The following is a 23,474-nucleotide window of genomic DNA, read 5'->3' on the forward strand; positions in this document are numbered from 1 at the left end:
AGCTATATAGTCCTTTCTATTTCTTGATTGTCGAGCCATTCCCGGAAGTGGTCGAAGTCGACGCAGTTGTCTACGGTGTAGTCGCCCACCCGCGTGCGGCGAAGCGAGGTGAGGTAAGCTCCGCTGCCAAGAGCCCTCCCGATGTCGCGGGCCAATGCCCGGATGTAGGTGCCCTTGCCGCACACCACGCGGAGGCTCGCCCGCATCGTCCCGGCATCGAAGCCTTGCAGCTCTATCTCATCGATGCGCACCGCCTTGGGTTTGAGCTCCACGCTCTCGCCGGCGCGCCGTATGTCGTAGGCCCGCTTGCCCCCCACCTTGACGGCGCTGAAGGTCGGCGGCACCTGCTGAATCTCCCCCACGAACTGCCCGAGCACCTCCTCAAGGCTCTCCCGGGTGATGTGCTCGGTGGGGAAAGTGGCATTCACCTCGTGCTCCTTGTCGTAGCTTGCCGTGGTGGCGCCCAGCTGCAGGGTGGCCAGATACTCCTTGGTGTGGTTCTGGAGTTCCTCTATCCGCTTGGTGCACCTGCCCGTACAGAGTATCAGGACGCCAGTTGCCAGGGGGTCGAGAGTGCCCGCATGCCCTATCTTCACCTTGTATCCCAGGGTGTGAGACAGGATATACCTCACATGAGCCAAAGCCCCGAAGCTCGTCATCCGGTAGGGCTTGTCGATTGCGAAGATTTCTCCTGCCTGGAAATTCATCAGTCCACCATTACAAGACTATGGCCCAGAGCGAGCCAGACGAGGATGAATCCGCCCACGAGTATGCGATACCAGCCGAAGGCACGGAAGCCATACTTGGTGAGGAAGCCGACAAACCACTTCATGGCCAGCATTGCCACGACGAACGCCACGACACAACCCACGATGAGCAGCATGATGTTTTGCGAGGTGGCCCATGCGGCCCCCTCCCCCATCATCTCGTAAAGGTCGAGCACGGTGGCCCCTGCCATCGTCGGCACGGCCAAGAAAAAGGAGAACTCCGCGGCGCGTTTGCGGGTGAGTCCTTGCTGCATCCCGCCCACTATAGTGGCCATGCTGCGGCTCACGCCGGGTATGACTGAAAGGCACTGGAACAGTCCGATCTTGAAGGCGCGCTCCTCATTGACCGCATTCTCGTCGGTTCCCCGGTTGAAGATCTTGTCGCAAAAGAGCATGAAGACACCTCCCACCACCAGCATCACGGCCACGACCACGACGCTGTCGAGCAGCCAGTCGAGCAGACCGCTCTTCTTGGCTATCAAGCCAATGACCACCGCAGGAATGACTCCCACCAGCAGGAGCCAATAGAAATGATACCTATGCTTCAGCCTCGCCCACGGCGTGCTCCCGTCGGGAAGCGGCGTATGGTCGAGGCGGAAGAACCGCTTCCAGTAAAGGCACACCACGGAAAGGATGGCCCCAAACTGGATGATGAAGGTAAACGCATGGACGAAAGGGTCTCCCTGGGGCACGCCCAGCAGGTTCTGGGTAATGATCATGTGTCCCGTAGACGACACGGGCAGGAACTCGGTGAGCCCCTCCACGATGGCAATGATAATCGTTTGCAGAAGTTCCATTTACTCTTCGTCCTTGGGTTTGCGGATAATGGCGTAGATCATAGAGACAAACCCTATGAAGCAGACTACGGGCGCCACCTTGATATGCAAGGCGCTGAATATCTCAGGGTCGTACCGCGTATCGGTAGACTCGCCTCCCGCCATCAGGACAAAACCTATAAGGACGATCACCATGCCCACTGCGAGCAAGATGAAGTTAACCTTGTCGAATGCCAGATTCTTCTTATCCATCGTTTTTATAGTTATGTGTGATTATCAAATCTTATACAGCTCACCGGCCTTCATCCGCAGGAACTTGTTCACGGAGATGCGGGCGCACAGGGCCGTGATGACTATTCCGAAAACGAACACCGACAAAGCCGTAATGGCCATGACCTCCCAGGTAACCACGGTGAGGGTGTCGGGCTCGTTCAGATACAGCGCATAGACAAGTCCGCCAAGCACCAGGCAGGCCAGGACGGCCGCAAGGATGCCCATCCACACGGCGCGCTTCAGGAACGGCTTGCGGATGAAACCCCACGAAGCACCCACCAGCTTCATCGTGTGAATGGAGAAACGGCGGGCATAGATGCCCAGTCTGACGGTATTGCTGATGAGCGTAAACGACACGAATGTGAGCAAGACGGCCAGCACCAAGAGGCCTATACTGATCTTGCCAAGCGTCTGGTTCACGCTGTCTATCAAGTCTTTCTGGTAAGTGATGTCGCTCACCTTCGGATATTTCTTCAGCTCCTTTACGATCCATTTCAAGGAATCGTTGTTGGCATAGTCGGCATTCAGCGTGAGCTCAATAGACCCGAGGAAGGGGTTCTCGCCGCCCGTAAACTCCGAGGGGTCCATGCCCATCTCACGCGTCTGCTCCTTGAGGGCAGCCTCCTTGCTGATGAACTTCTGCTCATGGATATAGGGACGGGTCTTCAGATTCTTGCACAACTTCTGCGCTTCAGGAGTGGTCATGTCCTGTTCGAGCATCATCGTTACGACAAGATTCTCCTTAACATACGACGAAAGGTTCCGCGCGGTGAGCACGGAAAAGACTACCATTCCCAATAAAATCAGCACCATGGCGGTGCTTATGCAAAGAGTTACGGCCTGCAAGCCTTGACGGTTGCCGGCCTTTGTTCGTTTCTTTCCCATCCTTCTATCAAGGTATAATACGCCAAATTCTCTGCAAAGATAATGCAAATTGCACGGAAATCAGCATCTTTAACTCCTATTAACGCATTTGGATGGGGATTTTTAGTTAACTTTGCAGGAACCACACGGAGACCCGTCTCCCGTAAACAACAAGCCAAGAAAATGAGTACAAGAATCTATCCTGCCCCCATATACGGTCCCGTACATAGCCGCCGCCTGGGACTTTCATTAGGAATCAACCTGCTTCCGCCCGACGGGAAGAGCTGCACATTCGACTGCATCTACTGCGAATGCGGGTTCAACAAGGACTTCCCGCCACGGCAGCCGCGCCCCACGAGGGCCGAGGTGGCCGCCGCACTCGAGGCACAGCTCCGGAAGATGCGGCAGGAGGGAGCCCTGCCCGATGTGCTCACCTTTGCCGGAAACGGCGAGCCCACCTCGCATCCCGACTTCGCGGGCATCATAGACGACACCGTCCGTCTGCGCAATGAGTACTGCCCGGAGGCCAAGATATCGGTGCTCAGCAACTCCACCTTCATCCACCGACCGGCCGTTCGCGACGCCCTGATGAAGGTGGACAACAATATCCTGAAGCTCGACACGGTGTCCATGGACTACATCCGCATGGTAGACCGGCCCGTGAACCCGCATTATTCAGTAGACAATATCATCGAAGGCATGAAGGCCTTCGGCGGGCATGTCATCGTGCAGACCCTCTTCATGAAAGGCAAGACGGGCAACCGCAATGTCGACAACACCGGCGACGCCTTCGTGCTGCCCTGGCTCGAAGCCGTGAAGGCCATTGCCCCGCAGGAAGTGATGATCTATACCATCGACCGCGAGACCCCCGCCCCCGGGCTGCAGAAGGCCACCCCCGCGGAGCTCGACCGCATCAAGGCGCTCGTGGAGCAGGCCGGCATCCCCTGCCAGGCCAGCTATTGACACCCCCGCAGACACCATTAGGCATCCGATTTCCCCCCGTTGAAAGCGGGGGAATTTTGTTTTTGCGACTTAATTTCCATGAATTAAGACGATTTCATACTGATTTTCTTGCTTCTATCACAAAAAGAAACTATCTTTGCAAAATAAAGTAATGGCAATTACGGTAATGGCAATTACGAAAAATGAACGCCTATGAGGTTTTATGACAGGACAAAAGAACTTGCTTTGTTGGCCGAAATCGAGCAAAAGAGCCGACAGGGAGCACAGATGACAGTGCTGATTGGCCGCAGACGAATCGGCAAAACCGAACTCGCCTTGAAGAGCGGAGAAGCACTTGCAACGCTTTATTTCTTCGTGGCACGCAAGTCAGAGGCCTTGCTTTGTGATGACTTTACCGCAGAGACAGAGGACAAACTCCATGTCCCGATAGGGCGTTATACTTCCTTTGCCAAACTCTTTCATCATCTCATAGAGCTTTCCAAGACGAAGGCTTTCACGCTGGTGATAGACGAATTTCAAGAATTCGGGCGGGTAAACCCATCCATTTTCAGCGAACTGCAGCGAGAGTGGGACCTGAACAAGACGAGTAGCCACCTGAACCTGATTGTCTGCGGCTCCATCTATTCGCTCATGCACAAGCTCTTCGAGGATAGCAAGGAGCCGCTCTTCTCCCGTGCAGGACGCATCATCAACCTGCAGCCGTTCACCACAATCACCCTGAAGGAGATACTCGCCGATCACCGGCAGGCGTTCTTGCCGGAAGACCTGCTGGCCCTTTTCACCGTTTCCGGCGGCGTGGCATGGTACACCAGCTGGCTGATGGACAACGGAAAGACCACACGCAGAAAGATATACCATGCACTCACGGAGGAAAACTCTCCCTTCATCAACGAGGGGAAGAATGTGCTCATCGAAGAGTTTGGCGCTGATTATGCCACCTATTTCTCCATTCTCATCTGCATTTCGGAGGGACAATTCACCCGCAGGGAGATTGAAAACCGAATCAACATGGGGCGAAGCGGCATCGGAAGCTATCTCGACAGACTTGAAAACTATTACGGCTTGATAGAGCGTCGGCAGCCCATCTTCGCCAAGAGCAACTCCCGCAAGGTGCGTTACACGCTGCGCGACAACTTCCTCACGCTGTGGTTCAGATTCTTCTTCAAATATCAGGCCTTCGTCGAGAACGGTGCCTTGAGGCAGCTGGCCCGGCTCATAGACCGCGACATCAACACGGTGGAGGGCTTCATGCTCGAAAGATATTTTGAACGGAAGCTGCGGGAGACGGGCGATTACACGCGCATAGGCAAATACTGGGACCGCAAGGGGGAAAATGAAATAGACCTTATTGCCGTCAACGAGATAGACAAGACGGCCTATGTCTATGAAATCAAGCGAAACGCCGGCAAGTATGACGAGGCCGCCCTGCGCATCAAGGTGAGCCACCTGCTGCAAGACTGTCCGGAGATGCGCCCGCTCCATATCATCCCGGGCTGTCTGTCAATGGACGACATGTAAGCCTGCATGCTGCCCTCGCCACGCCTGTTTACATCTGGGCTTGAAAAAAGAGAAAGCCCATGGCAAAGCGAGACGAGGCCAGAGGGCAGGCAAAAGGCGTTTTCCGGAATGACAAAATCGGCGATTTCGTCGGATGATTTCGGCGATTTTGTCGGACAAAGTCGCCGAATTTGTCAAGTAGAAAGCCGCAAGAAGGAATATGGAGGGACACTCCCTGTCTTGTCTCCGACTATTTTCCACAGTTAGTAATATTATTTCCGACAAGCGCCAATACCAATTCCCGCATATACCAACGCCACTCCCGACAAATACCAGCACCGACTCCCGCAAACACCGTCGCAGCCTCCCGGAAACATCAATGGGCCGACCCCCGAGGCCGGCCCATCTCTGCATACGACGCAAAATGTATAGGTATGAGCTACACTTTGCTGATAATGCCTTTCTTCGTGGCATTGATGAACGCCACGATTTTCTGGATTTCAGGACTGTCGGGCACCTGGTCGCGAATCTGGAGCACGGCGTCGAAGACGCTGTTCTGCCCGTGGAAGACCAGCCGGTAGGCGTTGGCGACATGCTTCTGCACCTTCTCCTCCACCTGGGCCGTGGTCATCATGGTGTTGTTGGGGCCGCCGTAGCCTACGGGCTTGCCGCCTGCCACGATATAGGGAGGCACATCCTTGGAGAAGGTGGTACCCGCCTGAATCATCGCGAGGTCGCCGACGCGCGTGCCGGCGTTCTCTATGACCGAGGACGAGAATATCACCCCGTTGCCGATTTCGCAGTCGCCTGCGATCTTGGTGCCGTATCCGAACACATTCTTATTGCCCACCCTGGTGTCGTGGCTGATGTGAACGCCCTCCATGAGGAAGTTGTCGTCGCCGATAACCGTGCGTCCTCCCTCGTGCGTGGCACGGTTTATTACCACATTCTCGCGGATGATGTTGTTGTTTCCGATACAGAGTTCGGTGCGCTCGCCGGTAAAGGCGAAGTCCTGGGGGAGCGCTCCGAGCACCGTCCCCTGGTGCACCTTGTTGTCGCGGCCCATCCTCGTGCCGTTGAGAATGCTCACGAACGGCATGACAATACAGTTGTCGCCAATCTCCACCTCGTCCTCGATATATACGAAGGGGAATATCTTGCAGCCGTCTCCTATCTTCGCCTTGGGCGACACAACGGCCTTCTCGCTTATTTGACTTGCCATAATCTTTAACTTTTCAAGTGTGAATCATGAATTACTTAGCACCCCCGCCGAGAGCCTGATAGAGGTTCACCACGGCCTGCATCTTATAGAAGTTGTCGGCTACCTGCGAAAGTTCCGCGTTGAGCAGGTTGCTCTGCGCGGTGATGACCTCAAGATAAGAGCTCGTAGACTTCAGCATCAAGGTCTGGGTATCCTCGACATTTTTCTTCAAGACAGCTATCTGCTTGTCCTCGATGGCGGCTTTCTCGGCCGAGGAGTTGTAGAGCACGAGGGCGTTGCTGACCTCCGAGCCCGCGGTGAGGATGCTGTTCTGCCAAGTGTTGTAGGCTATCTGATACTGGTCCTTCGCCACGCGAAGGGCCGCCGTGAGCTGTCCGTTCATGAAGATGGGCTGGGTGAGCGAGCCCACGGCAGAGAGCAGCCACTTGCCCGGATTCACCATGCCGGAGCCGTTGCTGAAGCCTCCCGTACCCGTAATATTGATGTTCGGGTAGAATGCGCTACGGGCTCTCTCCACATCATAGAAGCAAGCGGCAAGTGCCATCTCGTTCGCATGCACATCCGCACGGTTGCGAAGCAGCTGGATGCCGATGCCCGTCGAGAACGCTTCGGGCAGGCTCTGGTCGGCCAGTTTGCCGCGGGCGATGGTCTGGGCGGGCTCTCCGAGGAGCAGGCTCAGCGAATTCTCGGCCTCACGAACCTGGCGTTTCAGGTCGGCTTTCTGCGCCAAGACACTATAATAATTAGACTCGGCGGCCTGCACGGAGGGAGAGCGATAGCCGATATTCGCGTTGAAACGCTTCTGCATGATGTCCCAAGTATCCTTCGTGAGCTTCTCCATCTCACCTATGATTTCCATCTGGCGGTCGAGCATCAGCAGCGAATAGTAGAGATTGGCGACGCCCGAGACGAGCGAGGTCTTCACGCTCACCTGATAGTCCCGCATCTGGATGAGCTGCACCTGGGCAGAGCGTTTGGCTGCGGTGAGCCCTCCGAAGAGCGACACATTCCAGCTTGCGTTTACCGGGAGGGTGTAAGACTTGGTCGTGGCATTGTTGAAACGCGTGATGGTTCCCTGCGGCGTGAAGGCAAACTGGGGGATGAAGGCCAGCTTGGCGGCCTTCAGCTGTGCCTCTGCCATATCCACATTCAAGGCCGCATTCAGGAGATCGGGATTATTGTCCAGAGCCTTCTGGATGAGCGTCTGCAACTGCGGATCGGTGAATACGCTCCGCCAGGGAATGTTGGCAAAGCTGGTCGTGTCGGTGGCGACGAGCGTATCGGTGAGCGAGACGCTGTCGCGGAACAGGCCGCTCGTGTTCACCGCCGGACGCTCATACTTCCCGTAGAGGCTCTTGCAGCCTGTCAGAGACAGCATCGCAAGCGCGCCTATCAATAGTTTTCCTATTTTCATATTATTCTTCATCATACTGGTTCTTATATGTTACTGCCTTCTTGGTATGTGCATACTGCTGCAGTTCGGCGGCAGCCTCGGGGTTCACCTCGTCGTCGAAGGTGAGCGGAGTGAACTTCTCCTGCAGCCACTGGAAGATGACGAAGAGCGCAGGAACCACGAAGATCTGTATCAGCGTGCCGATGAGCATGCCGCCCACAGCGGCCGCACCCAGCGTCTGGTTACCGTTCTTTCCCACTCCCGAGGCGAACATCAGGGGCAGAAGGCCGATGATCATGGCCAGCGATGTCATCAGGATAGGACGCAGACGGGCGGCCGCACCGAGGATGGCGGAATAGCGGATGGCCATGCCTGTCTGGCGGCGCTCCAGCGCAAACTGCACGATCAGGATGGCGTTCTTGGCCAGCAGACCTATCAGCATGATCAGCGAAATCTGCATGTAGATGTTATTGGAGTGGCCGAAGAGCTGCGTAAAGATAAACGCCCCGGCCAGACCGAACGGTATCGAGAGGATAACGGCGAGAGGCAGAAGATAGCTTTCATACTGTGCGCTCAGAATCAAATACACGAATACGAGACACAGCACGAAGATAAGAGCCGTGGAATTGCTCGACTCCGCCTCCGAACGAGTCAGTCCCGAATATTCATAACCATAGCCCTCCGGCAGGTTGTCAGCCGCCACCTCCTCGCAGGCCTTCAAGGCATCACCCGTGGAATAATTGCTGTTCGGGGTAATATTCAGGTTGATGGAAGTGAAGAGGTTGAATCGGTTGATGTTGGACGGGCCGTAGACACGGCGCAGCTTCACGAACTCCGATACGGGAGCCATCGACCCGTTGCTCAGGCGGACATAGATGTTGCTTATTCCGTCAGGACGCATGCGGCTCGCCACCTCTCCCTGAATCATGACGCGGAAGAGCTTCCCGTAAGCATTGAAGTTGGATGAATATAGACCGCCATAGTATCCCTGGAGCGTGCCGAGCACAGTAGCCGGAGTAGTGCCGGCCTGCATGCACTTCGCCACATCTACATCCACCATGTACTGGGGATAGTTCGGATTATAGGAGGTCATCGCATTCTGGATCTCAGGACGCTTGTTGAGCTCCTTCAGATAATTCTTCGTAACCTCGAAGAACTTGTCCAGGTCGCCGCCGGTCTTGTCCTGAAGCGTCATCGACACACCGTTGTTGGCCGAGAAGCCGGGGATCATCGGCGGACCGAAAGCCAGTATCTGGGCATCTTTGATGGCCGCGGTCTGCTTGTAGATCATGCCGAGAACCATGTTGGCTTCCTTCGGATTTACAAACAGGGCGGCAAGTCCCTGGCCCGAAACGGCATCCCACAGCCTCCCGAAGATATTCTTGGAGGCACGCTCCTCGAAGCTCTTCAACTTGATGACGAAGGTGGCCTGGTCGGAGCCTTGCCCCGCAATGAAGTTGTAACCCACGATTTGTTCGCGACGGGCAATGGCCGGATTAGAGGCCAGCATGCGGTCTACATGGTCGGCAATCTCCTGCGTGCGCTTCATACTGGTGCCCGGCTTGGCGGAGATGGTAACGAACAGCGTGCCCGTATCTTCGTCCGGGACGAGTCCGGTGGATGTCGTAGCCATTGAAATAACCAGTGCCACGACACCTATGGCTACGATGATGCCCGTAATGATGCGATGGTTGATCAGGTGCTCCACACCTTTCTTGTACTTTGTCGTCGTCTTTTCGAAGACACGGTTGAAGCCGGCGTGGAACCGGCTGACAAAGGTCGACTTCCGCCTTTGTTCCTGTTCTTCGCCCTTAGGCTTCAGGAAGATGGCACAGAGGGCCGGTGAAAGGGTCAGCGCATTGATGGCGGAGATGACGATGGACACGGCCATCGTTACGCCGAACTCACGATAGAATGTACCGGAAGTGCCGCCAATGAAAGACACCGGGACAAACACCGCCGACATCACAAGCGTGATGGAGATGATGGCGCCCGATATCTCGTTCATCGCATCGATGGCTGCCGTGAGCGCGCTCTCATATCCCTGGTCGAGCTTTGCGTGCACGGCCTCGACCACGACGATGGCATCATCGACCACGATGGCTATCGCGAGCAGCAATGCCGACAGCGTCAGCAGGTTGATGGAGAAGCCGAAGATCCACAAGAAGAGGAAGGTTCCGATCAAGGCCACCGGCACAGCGATCATAGGAATCAGCGTGGAGCGGAAGTCCTGCAGGAAGATATACACCACGAGGAATACCAGCACCAGGGTGATGATCAGGGTGCGCACCACCTCTTCGATAGAAGCGAAGAGGAACTCGGTTACATCTTGTTCGATGGTATACTTCATTCCAGGAGGCATGACCTTCTGAGCCTCCTCGAGGGAAGCCTTCACATCGGTGGCAATCTCCGTGGCATTAGACCCCGCAATCTGCTGAACCATACCCATCACGGCAGGTTGCCCGTTGTTCTTCAGACCCACGACATAGGTCAGCGAGCCAAGTTCCACCTTGGCCACATCCTTCAGATAGAGAGTCTCACCCGTCGTCTTACTGGTCAGGATGATATTCTCATACTCGGGAACCGTGCTCAGGCGGCCCTTGTAACGCAGCGTATACTCGTAGGCCATATCGCTCTGCTCGCCAAGGGAGCCCGGCGCAGCCTCGATGTTCTGTGTCGCCAAGGCGGCCGTTACATCGGTAGGGATGAGGCCATACTGCTTCATCTTCTCCGGCTGAAGCCAGATACGCATGGAGTAGTTGGCGGTGGAAGGGCTCATGACATCGCCCACACCGTTGATACGCTTGATGGCCGGGACGATGTTGATGTTGTTATAGTTAGTCAGGAACTGGGCGTCGTAGCGGCCGTCATCCGTGGTCAAGGAGTACATGATCACATTGGAAGTCTGGCGTTTCATCACGGTTACGCCCACCTGGTTTACCTCCGAGGGCAGCAGAGCCTGGGCCTGCGACACGCGGTTCTGCACATTCACGGCCGCCATGTTCGGGTCGGAGCCCTGCTTGAAGTAAACCGTGATCTGGGCGGAGCCCGAGTTTGTGGCAGTAGAGGTCATGTAGGTCATGTTCTCCACGCCGTTGATGCTTTCCTCCAACGGGGTGATCACGGAGTTCATCACCGTCTTGGCATCGGCACCCTGATAGCTTGTCCACACCGAGATGGTAGGAGGAGCGATGTCCGGATACTGCTCGATAGGCAGTGATATCAGTCCGATGGTGCCCAGCAGGACGAAGAACACGGAGATCACCGTCGACAATACCGGGCGCCTTATGAATCTTGAAAATGTCATATTTCTTATGTTATATAATGTCTATGTTTGTTGCCGCACGGGCAACTTACCACACTTTACTTGCCCATGGCCTTGGCGAAGTCGCCGGCGTTATCCTGAGCCTGACCGAGCTTCTCGGCCTCCTCTATCTTCTTCAGATACTGATTTTCGGTGATCGGCTTGATTTCCATGCCGTCGGAGAGCTTCGTGATGCCCTTGGTAACGATGCGGTCGCCCACGCTCAGCCCACTGGTAACGATGTAGTTCTTGCCATCGTTCTGCGGAGCCACCTTGATTTCGGTGTATTTCACCTTGTTGTCCTTGCCCACGAGGTAGACAAACACCTTGTCTTGAACCTCAGAAGTGGCCTCCTGAGGAATGACAATGGCACCGCTCTTGACATTCGGCACGATGATGCGGCCGGCTCCGCCGCTCTTCAAGAGTTTCTCGGGATTGGCAAAATGGGCAATGACGGAATAGGCACCCGTCGCCGCGTCGATGACCCCGCTTATCTTGACCACCTTGCCCGGATGGCTGTAGATCGTCCCGTCGGCCAGCTGGAGCTTGACGGCAGGCATGGCATTGATAGCCGCGGCCGAGCTTCCCGAGGTACGGGTCATCTCCAGAATCTCGCCTTCGCTCATTGAGAAGAACACCTCCATGGTGGAAATATCAGAGACGGTGGTCAGCGCACTGGAGGCACTCACCAGCGTTCCCACCTTAAAGGGAAGGCTGCCCACGAATCCGGCAGCAGGACTCTTGACGGTGCACCAGCTCAAGGTCTCGCGGGCAGAAGCCAGCGCTGCCTGGGCCTGAGCCACCGAAGCCTGAGCCGTGGCATAGCTGTTCTTCGCCGTGGAAAGCTCATATTCGCCGATTATCTTCTGCTCGTAGAGCGACTGGTTATTCTCATAGGTCAGCCTGGCCGTATTGGCCTGTGCCCGGGCCGTATTCACGGCTGCCTGCGCCTGGCGCACGGAAGCCTGATAAGTCTCACTGTCGATGGTAAACATCACCTGCCCCGCACGCACAGCCTGACCTTCGTGCACATAGACCTTCGTGATAAATCCCGATACCTTCGGGCGTACCTCTACATCTTGGATACCCCGGATGATTGCCGGATAAGTGGTCTGTGTAGCGGCACTCTGCGAGCCGATGGTGCGCACGGCAAACTCATTGTCGCCAAAATTAGGGGCTCCGCTGCCACCACTACACGATGTGATGAAAGCAGCAACAGAAGCTACCAACAAAATACTCTTAATTTTCATACCTATATTAATTTATTATAACTGACAAAAACCAAGTCTCAAGGCACAGCAAGAGACGAAAACTTTTTTAAAAGAACAAGTTTTTTAACGGGTGCAAATATAGCAATTATAATAAAAGGACGCAAACATGCCAATACACATTTAACAATCTTTATGTAAAGTATGGCAAATTACCGGGCATCAGCTTGATTAAAATCAAGCCACTAAAGGCTGGAAACCACAGGGATGTCGACAATCTGGACGACCTCGGGGGACACCCCCTGGGAAGAGGATTTACAGCTTCCGGACTTCCGCCTTGCGGCAGCAGGAAATGTTACAAGCCGTGTGTAATCCTGTTACAAGCCGTGTGTAATCGCATTACAAGCGGCGTGTAATCGAGTTACAAGCCGCTTGTAACATTTGCGGGAGCCGTCTCAGGCCTCGCCGGTGAGTCCCATCTGCCGGGCTTGCTGTATCAGAAGCCGCATCAAAGGCTCGCGCTCGTTGGGCACTTTGTTGTCGAGCACCGCATCCTTCAGACACCGTTTCAGTATCCCGACCTCCCTCGAAGGCTTCAGATGAAACATCTCCATGATTTCATTGCCATCTATACAGGGCTGCAGCAGACGCTTGTAGTCTTTCTCCTCAAGCTCCTTCAGCTTGACGCGAACCAACTTAAAATTATTCAGGAAACACTGTTTTCGCACCTCGTTCTTCGAGGTAATGTCAGCCTCGCACAAGAGCATCAGGTCATCAATGTCGTCGCCGGCGTCGTTCATGAGCCTGCGCACGGCGCTGTCCGTTACCTCCTCGTCGGAGATGGCGATAGGACGCATGTGCAGGTCTACGAGCTTCTGCACATATTTCATCTTGCTGTCCATGGGCAGTTTGAGGCGGCGGAATATCTGCGGAACCATCTTTGCCCCGATGAAATTATGGTTGTGGAAGGTCCATCCGGCGATAGGATCCCAGCGTTTGGATTTCGGCTTTCCGATATCATGGAACATAGCCGCCCAGCGGAGCCAGAGATTATCAGAATGAGCAGCCACATTGTCCACCACCTCCAGCGTGTGATAGAAATTGTTCTTATGCCCGCGGCCGTTCTTTTTCTCCACCAAATCGAGGGCTGAAAGTTCCGGGATAATGAGCTGGAGGAGGCCGGAGCGATGCAAGTCTACAAACCCCTTGCTGGGCTTGCGACAAGCTATAATCTTATTTAGCTCATTAGCTATTCGCTCACCGCTCACTATCTTGATTCTCCCTGCATTACGCTCGAGAGCCTCGAAGGTCTCGTCGTCGATGAAGAAGTCCAGCTGCGCGGCAAACCGGATGCACCTGAGCATGCGCAGGGGGTCGTCGGAGAAGGTGATGTCGGGGTCGAGCGGCGTGCGGATGATGCCGTCTTCCAGATCATAGACGCCGCCGAAGGGATCTACGAGTTTCCCGAACCGGTCGGCGTTGAGACACACCGCGAGGGCGTTGATGGTGAAGTCGCGGCGGTTCTGGTCGTCTTCCAGCGTGCCGTCTTCCACATGCGGCTTGCGACTGTCGTGGCTGTAGCTCTCTTTCCGAGCCCCCACAAACTCCACCTCCAAGTCCCTGAACTTCACCTGAGCGGTGCCGAAACTGCGGAAAACGGAGAGGTGGGCTTTCCGCCCGAGCATCTTCTTCAGCTCGTCGGCTACCTCTATTCCGCTGCCCACGACCACGACATCGATGTCGCCGGAAGGCCTCTCGAGGAACAAGTCTCTCACATATCCCCCTACGACATAGCACTCCATATGGAGCTTATCGGCAGCCTGACTAATCTTGTGGAATATATCCTGATCGAGCAATTGTGCCAGTTCGGCATCTGAAAGATTTCTCATGATTATCGGGATTTTGGCTGCAAAGTTACTCATTTTTCCTGAGAATCAGGAAGCGGGGATTGATATTTTGAATGAGAAATATGTTTTCACGAGTTTTTTTTCGTAATTTTGCAATCTATATGAGACAACTATTTTTCGCACTGCTACTGACAGGCCTGCTCGTGGCCTGCAGCCAATCAGAGGACGAGAAGGCACAGCCCCTCATGCAGAAAATCGAGCACCTCTACGCAAAGGGCAGCTATCAGGCAGTCCTCGACTCAATCCGCAAGTTGAGAACCGACTTTCCGAAGGCCGTGGAGAGCCGCCGGAAGTCCCTCAGGCTGTGGCAGGAGGCCTCGCTGAAGATTGCCCAGCAGGACATAGCCCGCACCGACTCGGCCCTGCAGGCGGCAACCGCCCTGTATAACCAGGCCAAGACCCTCCGGGAGCGTAACTTCATCGGTATCAGGAAGGACTCGCTCCAGATACGCTACGACGCGCTCTGCGGCACGGTGAGGGTCATCCACCGCCGCCAGCAGGAGGCCGCGGAAAAGGAAGCAAGGGAATAGGCCGCACGACGAGACGGCTATTCCCGTCAAGCGGCCGGAAGCTCCCGGAAGACAGAGAGGGCATTTGCCTTGTTGAAAAAAGTGGGAAAAAAGGATGAAAAAATCCAAATATTCGGGTGCGAAGATTCGTTTCTCACATATTTTATATAACTTTGCAATGATTATGGCAAACGAGAAAACTGACCAGGAATTTAAGAGCGTGATGCGGGAATGCCGGTCGCTCTTCGAGAAGAAACTCCACGACTACGGGGCTTCGTGGCGCATCCTGCGCCCCTCGTCGCTCACCGACCAGCTCTTCATCAAGGCCAAGCGCATCCGTTCGCTCGAGCTCAAGCGGGAGTCGCTGGTGGGAGAAGGCATCCGCCCGGAATTCATCGCCCTCATCAACTACGGCATCGTGGGACTCATCCAGCTGGAGAAAGGCTTCGTAGACGCCGTAGACATGACTCCCGAAGGGGCACTCTTGCTCTACGACCGGCACGCCCGGGAGGCCTACGAGCTGATGCTGAAGAAGAACCACGACTACGGAGAGGCGTGGCGCGACATGCGGGTGAGCTCGTATACCGACTTCATTCTCACCAAGATAGAGCGCGTGAAGGAGATTGAGGACCTGCAGGGGCAGACCCTCGTGAGCGAGGGCATCGACGCCAATTATATGGACATCATCAACTATTCGGTGTTCGGAGCCATCAAGCTGAAGGAGAGTGAATAGGCTGAAGACCATATTGACCAATGTGTGCCGACTGATACTGGCCCTGACTTTCATATTCTCGGGATATGTAAAGGCCATCGATCCGCTGGGCACCCAATACAAGCTCCAGGACTATCTCGAAGCCGTGGGGCTTGCGGGGGTGCTCCCCGACTGGGCGACGCTCGGCATCTCGGTGCTTCTGGCGGCCCTGGAATTCTGTCTGGGCATATTCGTGCTCTTCAACATCCGCCGCCGTGCCACCTCAAGGGTGATGCTCGCCTTCATGGCTGTCATGACGCTGATATCGGTCTGGCTCGCCGTCTGGAACCCCGTGAAGGACTGCGGCTGCTTCGGCGATGCCGTCAAGCTCACCAACACCGAGACGCTCCTGAAGAACCTCGTGCTTCTGGCATGCGCCGCCGTGATATTCACATGGCCGCTGCGCATGGTCAGGTTCATCTCCGAGAGCAACCAATGGATCGTCATCAACTTCACGATACTCTACATCCTGCTGTCGAGCGTCTACAGCCTCTATAAGTTGCCGCGATTCGATTTCCGCCCCTATCACATCGGGGCGAATATCAAGCAGGGAATGGCAATCCCCAAAGGGGCTGCGTCGCCGCGGTTTGAGACCACCTTCCTGATGAGGAAAGACGGCAAGACAAAGGAGTTTACGCTCGAAAACTATCCCGACTCCACATGGGAATTCGTAGATTCCAAGACCGTGCAGACGGCAGAAGGCTACACGCCCCCTATCCACGACTTCTCCATCCAGGAATACCAGAGCGGAAAAGACATCACCCGAAAGGTGCTCGACAACAAGGGGTATACTTTCTTGCTCATATCACCCCATCTGGAAAATGCCGACGACACTAACTTCGGCGACATCGACCAACTCTACGAATATGCGCAGGAGCAGGGCATCCCGTTCTATTGCCTCACGGCAAGCAGCGAGGATGCCATGCAACGGTGGACAGACCTGACAGGAGCCGAATACCCTTTCTGCATCACCGACGAGACCACGCTGAAAACCATCATACGGAGCAATCCGGGGCTGCTGCTGCTGAAAGACGGTACCGTCATCAACAAGTGGAGCCACAACTTCCTGCCAAAGAGCAGTGAACTGACCGCCCCGCTCCAGCAGTCGGGCATCGGACAGATGCCCCGGGATGCCGTAGCGGAGAAGATAGCCAAGGTGTTCCTGTGGTTCGTGCTGCCGCTCCTGCTGCTGACATTTGCCGACCGCATGTGGGCCTGGAGCAAGTGGATACGCAGGAAACAAGAGAAATTGAAACATGATATATCAACTTTAACAAAAGAAAAAAATGAGAAAGAAGATTGTAGCCGGTAACTGGAAAATGAACAAAAACCTCCAGGAAGGCGTTGCTCTGGCAAAAGAGCTTACGGAAGTAGTCAAGAATCCTAACTGCGGAGTCATCATCTGCACGCCCTTCATCCATCTCGCAAGTGTTGCAGAAATCGTAAAAGGTACTCCCGTCGAACTGGGTGCGGAGAACTGCGCAGACAAGGCAAGCGGTGCCTATACGGGTGAGGTATCCGCGGAAATGGTAAAGTCTACAGGTTCGGAGTATGTCATCCTCGGCCACTCGGAGCGCCGCGAGTATTACAAAGAGACTCCGGCCATCCTCAAGGAAAAGGTGGAGCTCGCCCTGGCAAACGGCCTGAAGGTCATCTTCTGCATCGGAGAATCGCTGGCGCAGCGCGAGGCCAACGAGCAGAACGCCGTCGTAAAGGCAGAGCTCGAGGGCTCGGTATTCCACCTCACGGCAGAGCAGTGGAAGAACATCATCATCGCCTACGAGCCCATCTGGGCCATCGGCACCGGCAAGACGGCAACGGCCGAGCAGGCGGAGGAAATCCACGCCTACATCCGTTCGTGCGTGGCAGAGGTATATGGAGCAGCAGTTGCCGACAACACAACCATCCTCTACGGTGGCAGCTGTAAGGCGAGCAATGCGCCCGAGCTGTTCTCCAAGCCCGACATCGACGGCGGCTTGATTGGCGGTGCTTCGCTGAAGGCAGCCGACTTCAAGGGCATCATTGATGCCTGGAACAAATAAAGCAACATCAAGAGCCCGCTGCTTCCCGTGCTAAAACGGGAAGCACGGACTCACTTTCCTAACCACAAGAAGATGAAACATTTCGTCATATTATTAATATGTATCACATGCTCAACGGCTGCCGCCGATGCACAGACCTATCTTGACCATCTCCGACAGAAGAACAAGGGACAGGGAACTGTAACGGTTATCCAGAGCAAGGAGATCGACGAATTAGTGAATGGCAGCCGGATAAAAGTGAATCAGGATGTAAAAGCCGGCGAAAAGCCGAATACGAAAAAAACAGAGGAGCCTCCAACTGTCGGGACAGACAAGAAAGCGGACCTCAAAGAAGAAAACCATACAACGGAAAAGCCCCACGAAAAGGATGCTCCCATCCTGCCCAGAAAGACAGAAGAAAAAGAGGGCGAGACAGAACTTGCCACCATAGACATGCGCAAGAAGGTGATGCGCAAGAGCTATAAGGTTACCGGATACAGGGTTCAGGCCTTCGCTGGAGGCAACACCCGTGCCGACCGCCAGAAGGCAGAAAGCATCCGGACAGCCATTAAGATGAAGTTCCCCGACCAACCCGTATATGTGCATTTCTATTCTCCCAGATGGATATGCCGCGTAGGAAACTACCGCAGTTACGAGCAAGCCAGCTGGATGCTGAAGGAAATTCAGAAGATGGGATACAAGGCCGCCACCATCGTCAGGGGCAAGATTACCGTTCAGTATTGACTATGAATCCAGAAACAGAACTGCGCGAGGGACTTGAGGAACTCGCCGCACACTATAAAGACATACTCCGCCTGCTCGGAGAAGATGTAGACCGTGAGGGACTGGAGAAGACTCCCATGCGCGTGGCAAAGGCCATGCAGATCCTTACTCGCGGCTATACGCAAGACCCCAAGAAAGTGCTCACCGACGCACTCTTCAAGGAAGAGTACAGCCAGATGGTCATCGTGAAGGACATTGACTTCTTTTCCATGTGCGAACACCATATATTGCCGTTTTACGGAAAGGTGCATGTAGCCTATATTCCCAATGGGTATATCACGGGGCTGAGCAAGATTGCCCGCGTGGTCGACATCTTCAGCCACCGGCTTCAGGTACAAGAACGGATGACCCAGCAAATCAAGGACTGCATTCAGGAGACCCTGAAACCCCTCGGAGTGATGGTGGTCATTGAGGCGAAGCACATGTGCATGCAGATGCGCGGTGTTGAAAAGCAGAATTCCATTACGACGACGAGCGACTTCAGCGGGGCTTTCAATCAGGCCAAAACCCGAGAGGAGTTCATGAATCTGCTGCGGGGAGAATCCCGGCGAATCTAAGAAAGGCCGGTCCAAAAGAGTATTTAATTGCACAAAAGAATCAGGTATGAAGTTTATTTCATGGAATGTAAACGGCCTCAGGGCCTGTGTGGGCAAAGGATTCAAGGAGAGTTTTGAAGCCTTGGACGCAGATTTCTTCTGCCTTCAGGAGACCAAGATGCAGGCCGGACAGCTCGATCTGCAATTTCCGGGATACGAGTCTTATTGGAACTATGCCGACAAGAAAGGGTATTCAGGCACCGCCATCTACACCCGCCACAAGCCCCAGAGCGTAACTTGCGGCATCGGCATCGACCTGCACGACCACGAGGGACGCGTCATCACATTGGAGATGCCAGAGTTTTATTTAGTTACCGTCTATACACCCAACTCTCAGGATGAACTGCGCCGACTGGACTACCGCATGCAGTGGGAGACCGACTTTCAGGGCTACCTCCATAAACTGGACGAGAAAAAGCCCGTGATTGTCTGCGGCGACATGAATGTAGCTCATGAAGAAATCGACATCAAGAATCCCAAGAGCAACCGCCGCAACGCCGGATTCACCGATGAGGAACGCGAAAAGATGACCACGATTCTGAGCAACGGCTTCATCGACACCTTCCGCATGCTGCATCCGGAGCAGGTAACCTACTCCTGGTGGAGCTATCGTTTCCATGCCCGTGAGAAGAATGCGGGCTGGCGCATCGACTACTTCCTTACATCCGAACGCCTGAAAGGCAGGATTTCAGAGGCCAAAATCCACACGGACATCTTCGGGAGTGACCATTGTCCCGTAGAATTAGACTTGAAATAGAGGCACTCACCCCCATATGCGGAAGAAAGGCACACAGGCTATCCTGACTCCGACCTCGGCCTACTTGCAATAGAAAAAAAGGAGGGCAGCTCTCACGAGTTGCCCTCCTTCCTATTAAGATTAGTAGTTATATTATTGTAAGAGAGATTTGATTTCTGAAACAGGGCGTTTCTCCATGCGGCCGTCCTTACTGGTAACGACGAAATAATCATATTTAGACTTACCATCAGCAAACTCCATGACCGCGATACTGCCGTCGCTCATTTGAACCGTAAAATGCCCCTGGCGCTTTCCATTCACATACTTGCCGTGAGTTTTCTGCATGCCATCAGGATAATAGGTGGTAACCTCACCATTGAAAACTGTATTGTTGTCATTACCGAGGTCTACGAAATTGTAACCTCCCTCGGCCTTCAGAGTCCCATTCAGATAGAAGTCTTGGAAAACCTCCTGCTTCTGAGCACCTGCCCCCTGGGTCATGAGAAGGCGATAATAGTCGGCTTTACCGCGCTCAGAGACACTCATCTTGTCTGCAGAGTAATAAATTGTATCAGAAGCAATTACAGCATCCGGACTCACATGCTTGCGGCCGTAGCTTGCCACGGTCATCAAAACCATCATTAAAAACAGAATAATCTTCCTCATTTTATACAGTACTTTAGGTTTCCTTTTTAATTTTCGAGTGCAAAGATATACATTTTATTTCATATGGCAATAACTTATTAACAATATTTTATAAGTTTTTTTTATTTCGAAGACCTATATTCAAACAAGAGGTAAGCAAGCTCAAAAGCTTATCAATATCGCCTATAATACTGACAAAAAGAAATATAGATAGCATAAAATCGGGTTTAAACGCCTACTAAATGACATTTTGATACACTTTATCATTAAGATGCTATCTTTTCGGCAATTAGGAGAAGGCCCATAAAATGCTTTAAATTGTAAATATTTATACACGCCTCAATGTCATTAAGATAACAATCTGTAAAGCATTTGGCAAGGAAACGCCTTATTTTGGTTTACACTTTGAGAAGTAAAAGCCTTGTCTTGCCTATCAAAGAAGAAACTATTGATTTATCAGAAGATCCGTCAGAGTAGTTCCCTGAGCGAAGACATCCAAGTCCACCTCTGTCTTGATGCCATTAATATAGCCTTGATCGGTGTGCTGCCAGATATTATGCTCACCGGCTCCTGCCACCACGGGTTCTGTCTCGCTATAGTGAGCAAGAAAGATGTTGAAACGGTTGAAACGCGGGGCGAGCCACTCATTATAGAACTTGGCATAACTGTAGATTACCGGGTAAACACCGTAATGCTTCTTGACATACCAGCAGAACAAGGCCAGGCTGTCCTGAAGGGCTTTCTTCCCCCACCCCTTCACGCCTTCAGGCTCCACATCTATCATCGGGCGCAGCTTCTGCTCCTCGAGCTTCACATGGTGTTTGAAATGGGAAAACTGGCTGGTGATGGCGCTTGAAGAAGTCAGATAGTGATACGAGCCCACATTCATCCTCACCAAATTGGCCTCCCGGATATTCCGCTCATACATGGGATCCAGATGGGTACAGCCCTCCGTCGCCTTGACATAGACAAACTGGATAGCCGTATCCTGTGCCACCGCCACCCAGTCGATGATACCCTGATGATGAGACACATCGATGCCGTCGTACTGCCGCTCCATCGAGCCGCGCCTTTCCTCGCTGCCGCCCGTAAGGAAATGGGCGGCCCCATCATTGAAGAATACCCCTACTGCCAAGAAGACAAAGAAAGCAATTGCCACGATCGCAAGAATCCATCCTAACGCCTTCTTGCGCCGTGAGCTGCGGTGGTGATGATGGTGGTGTCTGTGCTCCATAAGCGTCAGTTAAGCCGGAAATTGAAAGGCAGCTCCAGGGTGGTAGCCACCCGCTCACCTTTCAGCTCGCCCGGAGCCCACTTCGGCATGAGTTTCACCACGCGAACAGCCTCCCGGTCAAGTGCCGGATCTACAGGGGAAATTACCTTCACATTCCCCACTTCGCCGGTCTTGGCAATCACGAATCCCACCAGCACCGTGCCCCCCACCTTCCGGGCAGCCACCTCGGCCGGATAAATCACATTCGCCTTGAGAAACCTTGCAAGCCCTTCGGCACCACCCCGAAACTCCGGGGCCTTGTCCACCTTATTATATATAGGGGCTCCCTGCCATAGCGAGTCCTTGCGAACGGCCGCTACCGGCCCTGGTGCGGCTTCCTTTTCCAGAAGACCTCGAGTCTCCTTGGTAAGCAGCGAGCGATAGTTTTTCGTGCTGAGGTGCGTGGTGAACGGTACAGACTCTTCCTCCGTCATATACAGCATGTCGAAACAGAGATCGCCGTCTGCCAGGTATCCGTCGAGGAAAGTTACCCCCACCATGTCGTCATCGAAGGCTATTGAGGCGTTGCGTGCCACCTCGAGAAGCATGTCTGCCCCGTAATAGCCGTTCTCAAGACGCTGCGTGCGTATCAGGTCTTTCATGCGTAACACTCGCTGCTGCTGCAGGTCGTAGGTAATATAGTGCCTCACCGTGTCCCCCTTCTGCGTCGACAGCCTCTCCGGAATGCACCGGTAGCTCAGTTCATAGGAGATATAGCGGTTTGCGAGATGCCCCTTCTCCTTCAGGTTCACTTCCACATAGCAGAACTTCCGGTCGTCTGGAATGGTCTTGAACTGCTGCGTTACGGGAGTTCCGAAGCGCCGCAGGAAGGCCGCATAACAGTTGGTGAACCCATCGAACTCGCCTTTCGCGCCGAAAAGCATGCCGGCCAGATAGGCCTGCAGGTTCTTCACCTGAAAACCGTCTACATATTCCGGCCATTCAAGGTCTACATCGATAACATTCATTTCTTCTCCCCGATGATAGAAGAAGTGGTCTTTCTGATAGCGGATGCAGCTGTTCCTGAGTGCGGCATGGGTGCTCACAGCTACCAGTAGCAAGCCCATGAGCAGGATTTTCTTCATCGGTGCTCCTCCAATTCCATGGCGCCCGTGAAACGAATAGCGTCGCGCTCGTGGGCCTGTACCGAGATAGAGGCATTGCCGTTGGCGAACACCTCGATGTTATAGACAAACTCATCTTCCTCATTGCGTGCCTTTATCTCCACCAGATAGTTGTCTTTCCTGCCCTCGACAACCTGATAGTCTCTTATCAGCGTCGTAAAGCTCAGCCCCTTGCCACCGCCGTAGGGCACATTATAGGCACGGCCGAAATAAGGCAGATACGAAATCAGGGTGTCCCCGTGCAGGGTAAGTTCATAGTCGGAGGTCAGCCGCTTCATCGGCCCGCGCATCGGCTGCATGTAGTCCACATGGATGGTAAAGTGGCGGTCGTTGAGGTTCTCCGTCAGCTGCTGCCGCTTCCGGGCCTCCTTCGCGGCCTTCTCTTCGGGCGTCAGGCGAGTGGTGGAACAAGCAACCACGGCCAGCGCCATGAAGGTTAGTAATATCAGTTTCTTCATCTTGCTCCTGTTTTTACGGGCTAATTTACGATTTTTATTTCACATTTGCAAGAGTTCCGCATTTTTTTAACCTTAGCCCCGCCCGTCGTCGTGCGGTTTTTTCCGGCGGCCATGCAGGAGCCGATAGACGATTCCTCCCCAGAGCACGAGGGCATGGAGGGCTATGACGGCCAGCTGCAGCGTCCACCAGAGGAGTCCGACACCCTCCTTGGAATAGTCGGAGTTGAGAAGATAAAAGAACGCGGCATTGTAGGCTGCGAAGAGGCAGAGGTGAATGTAGCCAAGTTTTCTGTTCCTCTTGAGGGTCGCAGGCAGCGCCAGCAGGAACAAGAGCATGAATATCGCTGTCAGAAAGATGTCTTCGAGGTGAATCATAAGGGGGCTTTTGCAAGAAGGCCTGTAGC

23 protein-coding genes are annotated in these 23,474 nt (G+C 54.1%); 9 read left to right on the forward strand and 14 right to left on the reverse strand.

Annotated elements, in window-relative coordinates; genetic code table 11:
* Nucleotides 1-2: 2 nt before the first annotated feature.
* From truB to BM114_RS07320, 4 genes are read right to left on the reverse strand one after another with little or no spacing between them, the layout of a single operon-like run.
* Nucleotides 3-707 carry a tRNA pseudouridine(55) synthase TruB gene (truB, locus tag BM114_RS07305; protein ID WP_092111945.1) on the reverse strand — a complete coding sequence of 235 codons (705 nt, stop codon included), beginning with the start codon at nt 705-707 and terminating at the stop codon, nt 3-5.
* Nucleotides 707-1,564 carry an undecaprenyl-diphosphate phosphatase gene (locus BM114_RS07310; protein WP_092111947.1) on the reverse strand — a complete coding sequence of 286 codons (858 nt, stop codon included), beginning with the start codon at nt 1,562-1,564 and terminating at the stop codon, nt 707-709. The genes truB and BM114_RS07310 overlap by 1 nt, the downstream gene beginning before the upstream one ends.
* Nucleotides 1,565-1,795 carry a DUF3098 domain-containing protein gene (locus BM114_RS07315; protein ID WP_092111949.1) on the reverse strand — a complete coding sequence of 77 codons (231 nt, stop codon included), beginning with the start codon at nt 1,793-1,795 and terminating at the stop codon, nt 1,565-1,567.
* Between the two features lie 24 nt (nt 1,796-1,819).
* Nucleotides 1,820-2,701, reverse strand: coding sequence for a cell division protein FtsX (locus BM114_RS07320; RefSeq protein ID WP_092111951.1), 882 nt, complete (start codon nt 2,699-2,701; stop codon nt 1,820-1,822).
* 162 nt (nt 2,702-2,863) lie between these two features.
* Between BM114_RS07320 and BM114_RS07325 the strand changes: the two genes are divergently transcribed.
* Nucleotides 2,864-3,643: a radical SAM protein gene (locus BM114_RS07325; protein WP_092111954.1), complete on the forward strand. Its 780-nt coding sequence runs from the start codon at nt 2,864-2,866 to the stop codon at nt 3,641-3,643.
* Between the two features lie 192 nt (nt 3,644-3,835).
* Nucleotides 3,836-5,161 carry an ATP-binding protein gene (locus tag BM114_RS07330; RefSeq protein WP_092111956.1) on the forward strand — a complete coding sequence of 442 codons (1,326 nt, stop codon included), beginning with the start codon at nt 3,836-3,838 and terminating at the stop codon, nt 5,159-5,161.
* 418 nt (nt 5,162-5,579) lie between these two features.
* Here BM114_RS07330 and lpxA read toward each other — a convergent pair whose 3' ends face one another.
* The 5 genes from lpxA to BM114_RS07355 all read right to left on the reverse strand — a co-directional run bounded on the left by lpxA (nt 5,580) and on the right by BM114_RS07355 (nt 14,156).
* On the reverse strand, nt 5,580-6,362 hold the full coding sequence (gene lpxA / locus BM114_RS07335; protein WP_092111958.1) for an acyl-ACP--UDP-N-acetylglucosamine O-acyltransferase: 783 nt from the start codon (nt 6,360-6,362) through the stop codon (nt 5,580-5,582).
* 31 nt (nt 6,363-6,393) lie between these two features.
* A complete protein-coding gene (locus BM114_RS07340) occupies nt 6,394-7,791 on the reverse strand; it encodes an efflux transporter outer membrane subunit (RefSeq protein ID WP_177207075.1) in 1,398 nt (465 codons plus the stop codon).
* Nucleotides 7,778-11,062 carry an efflux RND transporter permease subunit gene (locus BM114_RS07345; protein ID WP_092111960.1) on the reverse strand — a complete coding sequence of 1,095 codons (3,285 nt, stop codon included), beginning with the start codon at nt 11,060-11,062 and terminating at the stop codon, nt 7,778-7,780. The genes BM114_RS07340 and BM114_RS07345 overlap by 14 nt, the downstream gene beginning before the upstream one ends.
* A 56-nt stretch (nt 11,063-11,118) precedes the next feature.
* The gene (locus BM114_RS07350) at nt 11,119-12,309 is read right to left on the reverse strand and encodes an efflux RND transporter periplasmic adaptor subunit (RefSeq protein WP_092111962.1); all 1,191 of its coding nucleotides are present in this window, start codon (nt 12,307-12,309) and stop codon (nt 11,119-11,121) included.
* 413 nt (nt 12,310-12,722) lie between these two features.
* A complete protein-coding gene (locus BM114_RS07355; RefSeq protein WP_092111965.1) occupies nt 12,723-14,156 on the reverse strand; it encodes a CCA tRNA nucleotidyltransferase in 1,434 nt (477 codons plus the stop codon).
* A 119-nt stretch (nt 14,157-14,275) separates the two neighbouring features.
* Between BM114_RS07355 and BM114_RS07360 the strand changes: the two genes are divergently transcribed.
* The 7 genes from BM114_RS07360 (at nt 14,276) to BM114_RS07390 (ending at nt 19,591) form a co-directional block, all read left to right on the forward strand.
* A complete protein-coding gene (locus BM114_RS07360; RefSeq protein ID WP_092111968.1) occupies nt 14,276-14,704 on the forward strand; it encodes a hypothetical protein in 429 nt (142 codons plus the stop codon).
* Between the two features lie 163 nt (nt 14,705-14,867).
* Nucleotides 14,868-15,416 carry a DUF1599 domain-containing protein gene (locus BM114_RS07365; RefSeq protein WP_092112072.1) on the forward strand — a complete coding sequence of 183 codons (549 nt, stop codon included), beginning with the start codon at nt 14,868-14,870 and terminating at the stop codon, nt 15,414-15,416.
* Nucleotides 15,409-16,746 carry a BT_3928 family protein gene (locus tag BM114_RS14715; RefSeq protein WP_092111970.1) on the forward strand — a complete coding sequence of 446 codons (1,338 nt, stop codon included), beginning with the start codon at nt 15,409-15,411 and terminating at the stop codon, nt 16,744-16,746. The genes BM114_RS07365 and BM114_RS14715 overlap by 8 nt, the downstream gene beginning before the upstream one ends.
* Nucleotides 16,721-17,476, forward strand: coding sequence for a triose-phosphate isomerase (gene tpiA, locus BM114_RS14720; protein WP_092111972.1), 756 nt, complete (start codon nt 16,721-16,723; stop codon nt 17,474-17,476). Before BM114_RS14715 ends, tpiA begins: the two co-directional genes overlap by 26 nt.
* Before the next feature lie 72 nt (nt 17,477-17,548).
* On the forward strand, nt 17,549-18,199 hold the full coding sequence (locus BM114_RS07380) for an SPOR domain-containing protein (RefSeq protein WP_092111974.1): 651 nt from the start codon (nt 17,549-17,551) through the stop codon (nt 18,197-18,199).
* Nucleotides 18,200-18,201: 2 nt separating this feature from the next.
* On the forward strand, nt 18,202-18,795 hold the full coding sequence (folE, locus tag BM114_RS07385; RefSeq protein ID WP_092111976.1) for a GTP cyclohydrolase I FolE: 594 nt from the start codon (nt 18,202-18,204) through the stop codon (nt 18,793-18,795).
* Nucleotides 18,796-18,841: 46 nt separating this feature from the next.
* Nucleotides 18,842-19,591: an exodeoxyribonuclease III gene (locus tag BM114_RS07390; protein ID WP_092111978.1), complete on the forward strand. Its 750-nt coding sequence runs from the start codon at nt 18,842-18,844 to the stop codon at nt 19,589-19,591.
* 132 nt (nt 19,592-19,723) lie between these two features.
* Here the strand turns inward: BM114_RS07390 and BM114_RS07395 are convergent, their stop codons facing one another.
* The 5 genes from BM114_RS07395 to BM114_RS07415 form a co-directional block, all read right to left on the reverse strand.
* Entirely contained in the window at nt 19,724-20,236 is a 513-nt protein-coding gene (locus BM114_RS07395) for a toxin-antitoxin system YwqK family antitoxin (protein WP_092111979.1), read from the reverse strand.
* 424 nt (nt 20,237-20,660) lie between these two features.
* Nucleotides 20,661-21,449, reverse strand: coding sequence for a glycoside hydrolase family 25 protein (locus BM114_RS07400; protein WP_255406460.1), 789 nt, complete (start codon nt 21,447-21,449; stop codon nt 20,661-20,663).
* A 5-nt stretch (nt 21,450-21,454) separates the two neighbouring features.
* Entirely contained in the window at nt 21,455-22,573 is a 1,119-nt protein-coding gene (locus tag BM114_RS07405) for an energy transducer TonB (protein ID WP_092111981.1), read from the reverse strand.
* The gene (locus BM114_RS07410) at nt 22,570-23,070 is read right to left on the reverse strand and encodes a DUF4251 domain-containing protein (protein ID WP_092111983.1); all 501 of its coding nucleotides are present in this window, start codon (nt 23,068-23,070) and stop codon (nt 22,570-22,572) included. Before BM114_RS07410 ends, BM114_RS07405 begins: the two co-directional genes overlap by 4 nt.
* A 72-nt stretch (nt 23,071-23,142) precedes the next feature.
* Nucleotides 23,143-23,445: a hypothetical protein gene (locus tag BM114_RS07415; RefSeq protein ID WP_092111986.1), complete on the reverse strand. Its 303-nt coding sequence runs from the start codon at nt 23,443-23,445 to the stop codon at nt 23,143-23,145.
* Nucleotides 23,446-23,474: the final 29 nt, after the last annotated feature.

Source organism: Prevotella sp. KH2C16 (assembly GCF_900113305.1).
In the GTDB taxonomy this organism is placed as follows: Bacteria; Bacteroidota; Bacteroidia; order Bacteroidales; family Bacteroidaceae; genus Prevotella.

What these genes read in the sequence shown, in the direction of transcription:
- truB (WP_092111945.1), bottom strand. Translation starts at nt 707, where the DNA reads ATGAATTTCCAGGCAGGAGAAATCTTCGCAATCGACAAGCCCTACCGG.
- BM114_RS07310 (WP_092111947.1), bottom strand. Translation starts at nt 1,564, where the DNA reads ATGGAACTTCTGCAAACGATTATCATTGCCATCGTGGAGGGGCTCACC.
- BM114_RS07315 (WP_092111949.1), bottom strand. Translation starts at nt 1,795, where the DNA reads ATGGATAAGAAGAATCTGGCATTCGACAAGGTTAACTTCATCTTGCTC.
- BM114_RS07320 (WP_092111951.1), bottom strand. Translation starts at nt 2,701, where the DNA reads ATGGGAAAGAAACGAACAAAGGCCGGCAACCGTCAAGGCTTGCAGGCC.
- BM114_RS07325 (WP_092111954.1), top strand. Translation starts at nt 2,864, where the DNA reads ATGAGTACAAGAATCTATCCTGCCCCCATATACGGTCCCGTACATAGC.
- BM114_RS07330 (WP_092111956.1), top strand. Translation starts at nt 3,836, where the DNA reads ATGAGGTTTTATGACAGGACAAAAGAACTTGCTTTGTTGGCCGAAATC.
- lpxA (WP_092111958.1), bottom strand. Translation starts at nt 6,362, where the DNA reads ATGGCAAGTCAAATAAGCGAGAAGGCCGTTGTGTCGCCCAAGGCGAAG.
- BM114_RS07340 (WP_177207075.1), bottom strand. Translation starts at nt 7,791, where the DNA reads ATGATGAAGAATAATATGAAAATAGGAAAACTATTGATAGGCGCGCTT.
- BM114_RS07345 (WP_092111960.1), bottom strand. Translation starts at nt 11,062, where the DNA reads ATGACATTTTCAAGATTCATAAGGCGCCCGGTATTGTCGACGGTGATC.
- BM114_RS07350 (WP_092111962.1), bottom strand. Translation starts at nt 12,309, where the DNA reads ATGAAAATTAAGAGTATTTTGTTGGTAGCTTCTGTTGCTGCTTTCATC.
- BM114_RS07355 (WP_092111965.1), bottom strand. Translation starts at nt 14,156, where the DNA reads ATGAGAAATCTTTCAGATGCCGAACTGGCACAATTGCTCGATCAGGAT.
- BM114_RS07360 (WP_092111968.1), top strand. Translation starts at nt 14,276, where the DNA reads ATGAGACAACTATTTTTCGCACTGCTACTGACAGGCCTGCTCGTGGCC.
- BM114_RS07365 (WP_092112072.1), top strand. Translation starts at nt 14,868, where the DNA reads ATGGCAAACGAGAAAACTGACCAGGAATTTAAGAGCGTGATGCGGGAA.
- tpiA (WP_092111972.1), top strand. Translation starts at nt 16,721, where the DNA reads ATGAGAAAGAAGATTGTAGCCGGTAACTGGAAAATGAACAAAAACCTC.
- BM114_RS07380 (WP_092111974.1), top strand. Translation starts at nt 17,549, where the DNA reads ATGAAACATTTCGTCATATTATTAATATGTATCACATGCTCAACGGCT.
- folE (WP_092111976.1), top strand. Translation starts at nt 18,202, where the DNA reads ATGAATCCAGAAACAGAACTGCGCGAGGGACTTGAGGAACTCGCCGCA.
- BM114_RS07390 (WP_092111978.1), top strand. Translation starts at nt 18,842, where the DNA reads ATGAAGTTTATTTCATGGAATGTAAACGGCCTCAGGGCCTGTGTGGGC.
- BM114_RS07395 (WP_092111979.1), bottom strand. Translation starts at nt 20,236, where the DNA reads ATGAGGAAGATTATTCTGTTTTTAATGATGGTTTTGATGACCGTGGCA.
- BM114_RS07400 (WP_255406460.1), bottom strand. Translation starts at nt 21,449, where the DNA reads ATGGAGCACAGACACCACCATCATCACCACCGCAGCTCACGGCGCAAG.
- BM114_RS07405 (WP_092111981.1), bottom strand. Translation starts at nt 22,573, where the DNA reads ATGAAGAAAATCCTGCTCATGGGCTTGCTACTGGTAGCTGTGAGCACC.
- BM114_RS07410 (WP_092111983.1), bottom strand. Translation starts at nt 23,070, where the DNA reads ATGAAGAAACTGATATTACTAACCTTCATGGCGCTGGCCGTGGTTGCT.
- BM114_RS07415 (WP_092111986.1), bottom strand. Translation starts at nt 23,445, where the DNA reads ATGATTCACCTCGAAGACATCTTTCTGACAGCGATATTCATGCTCTTG.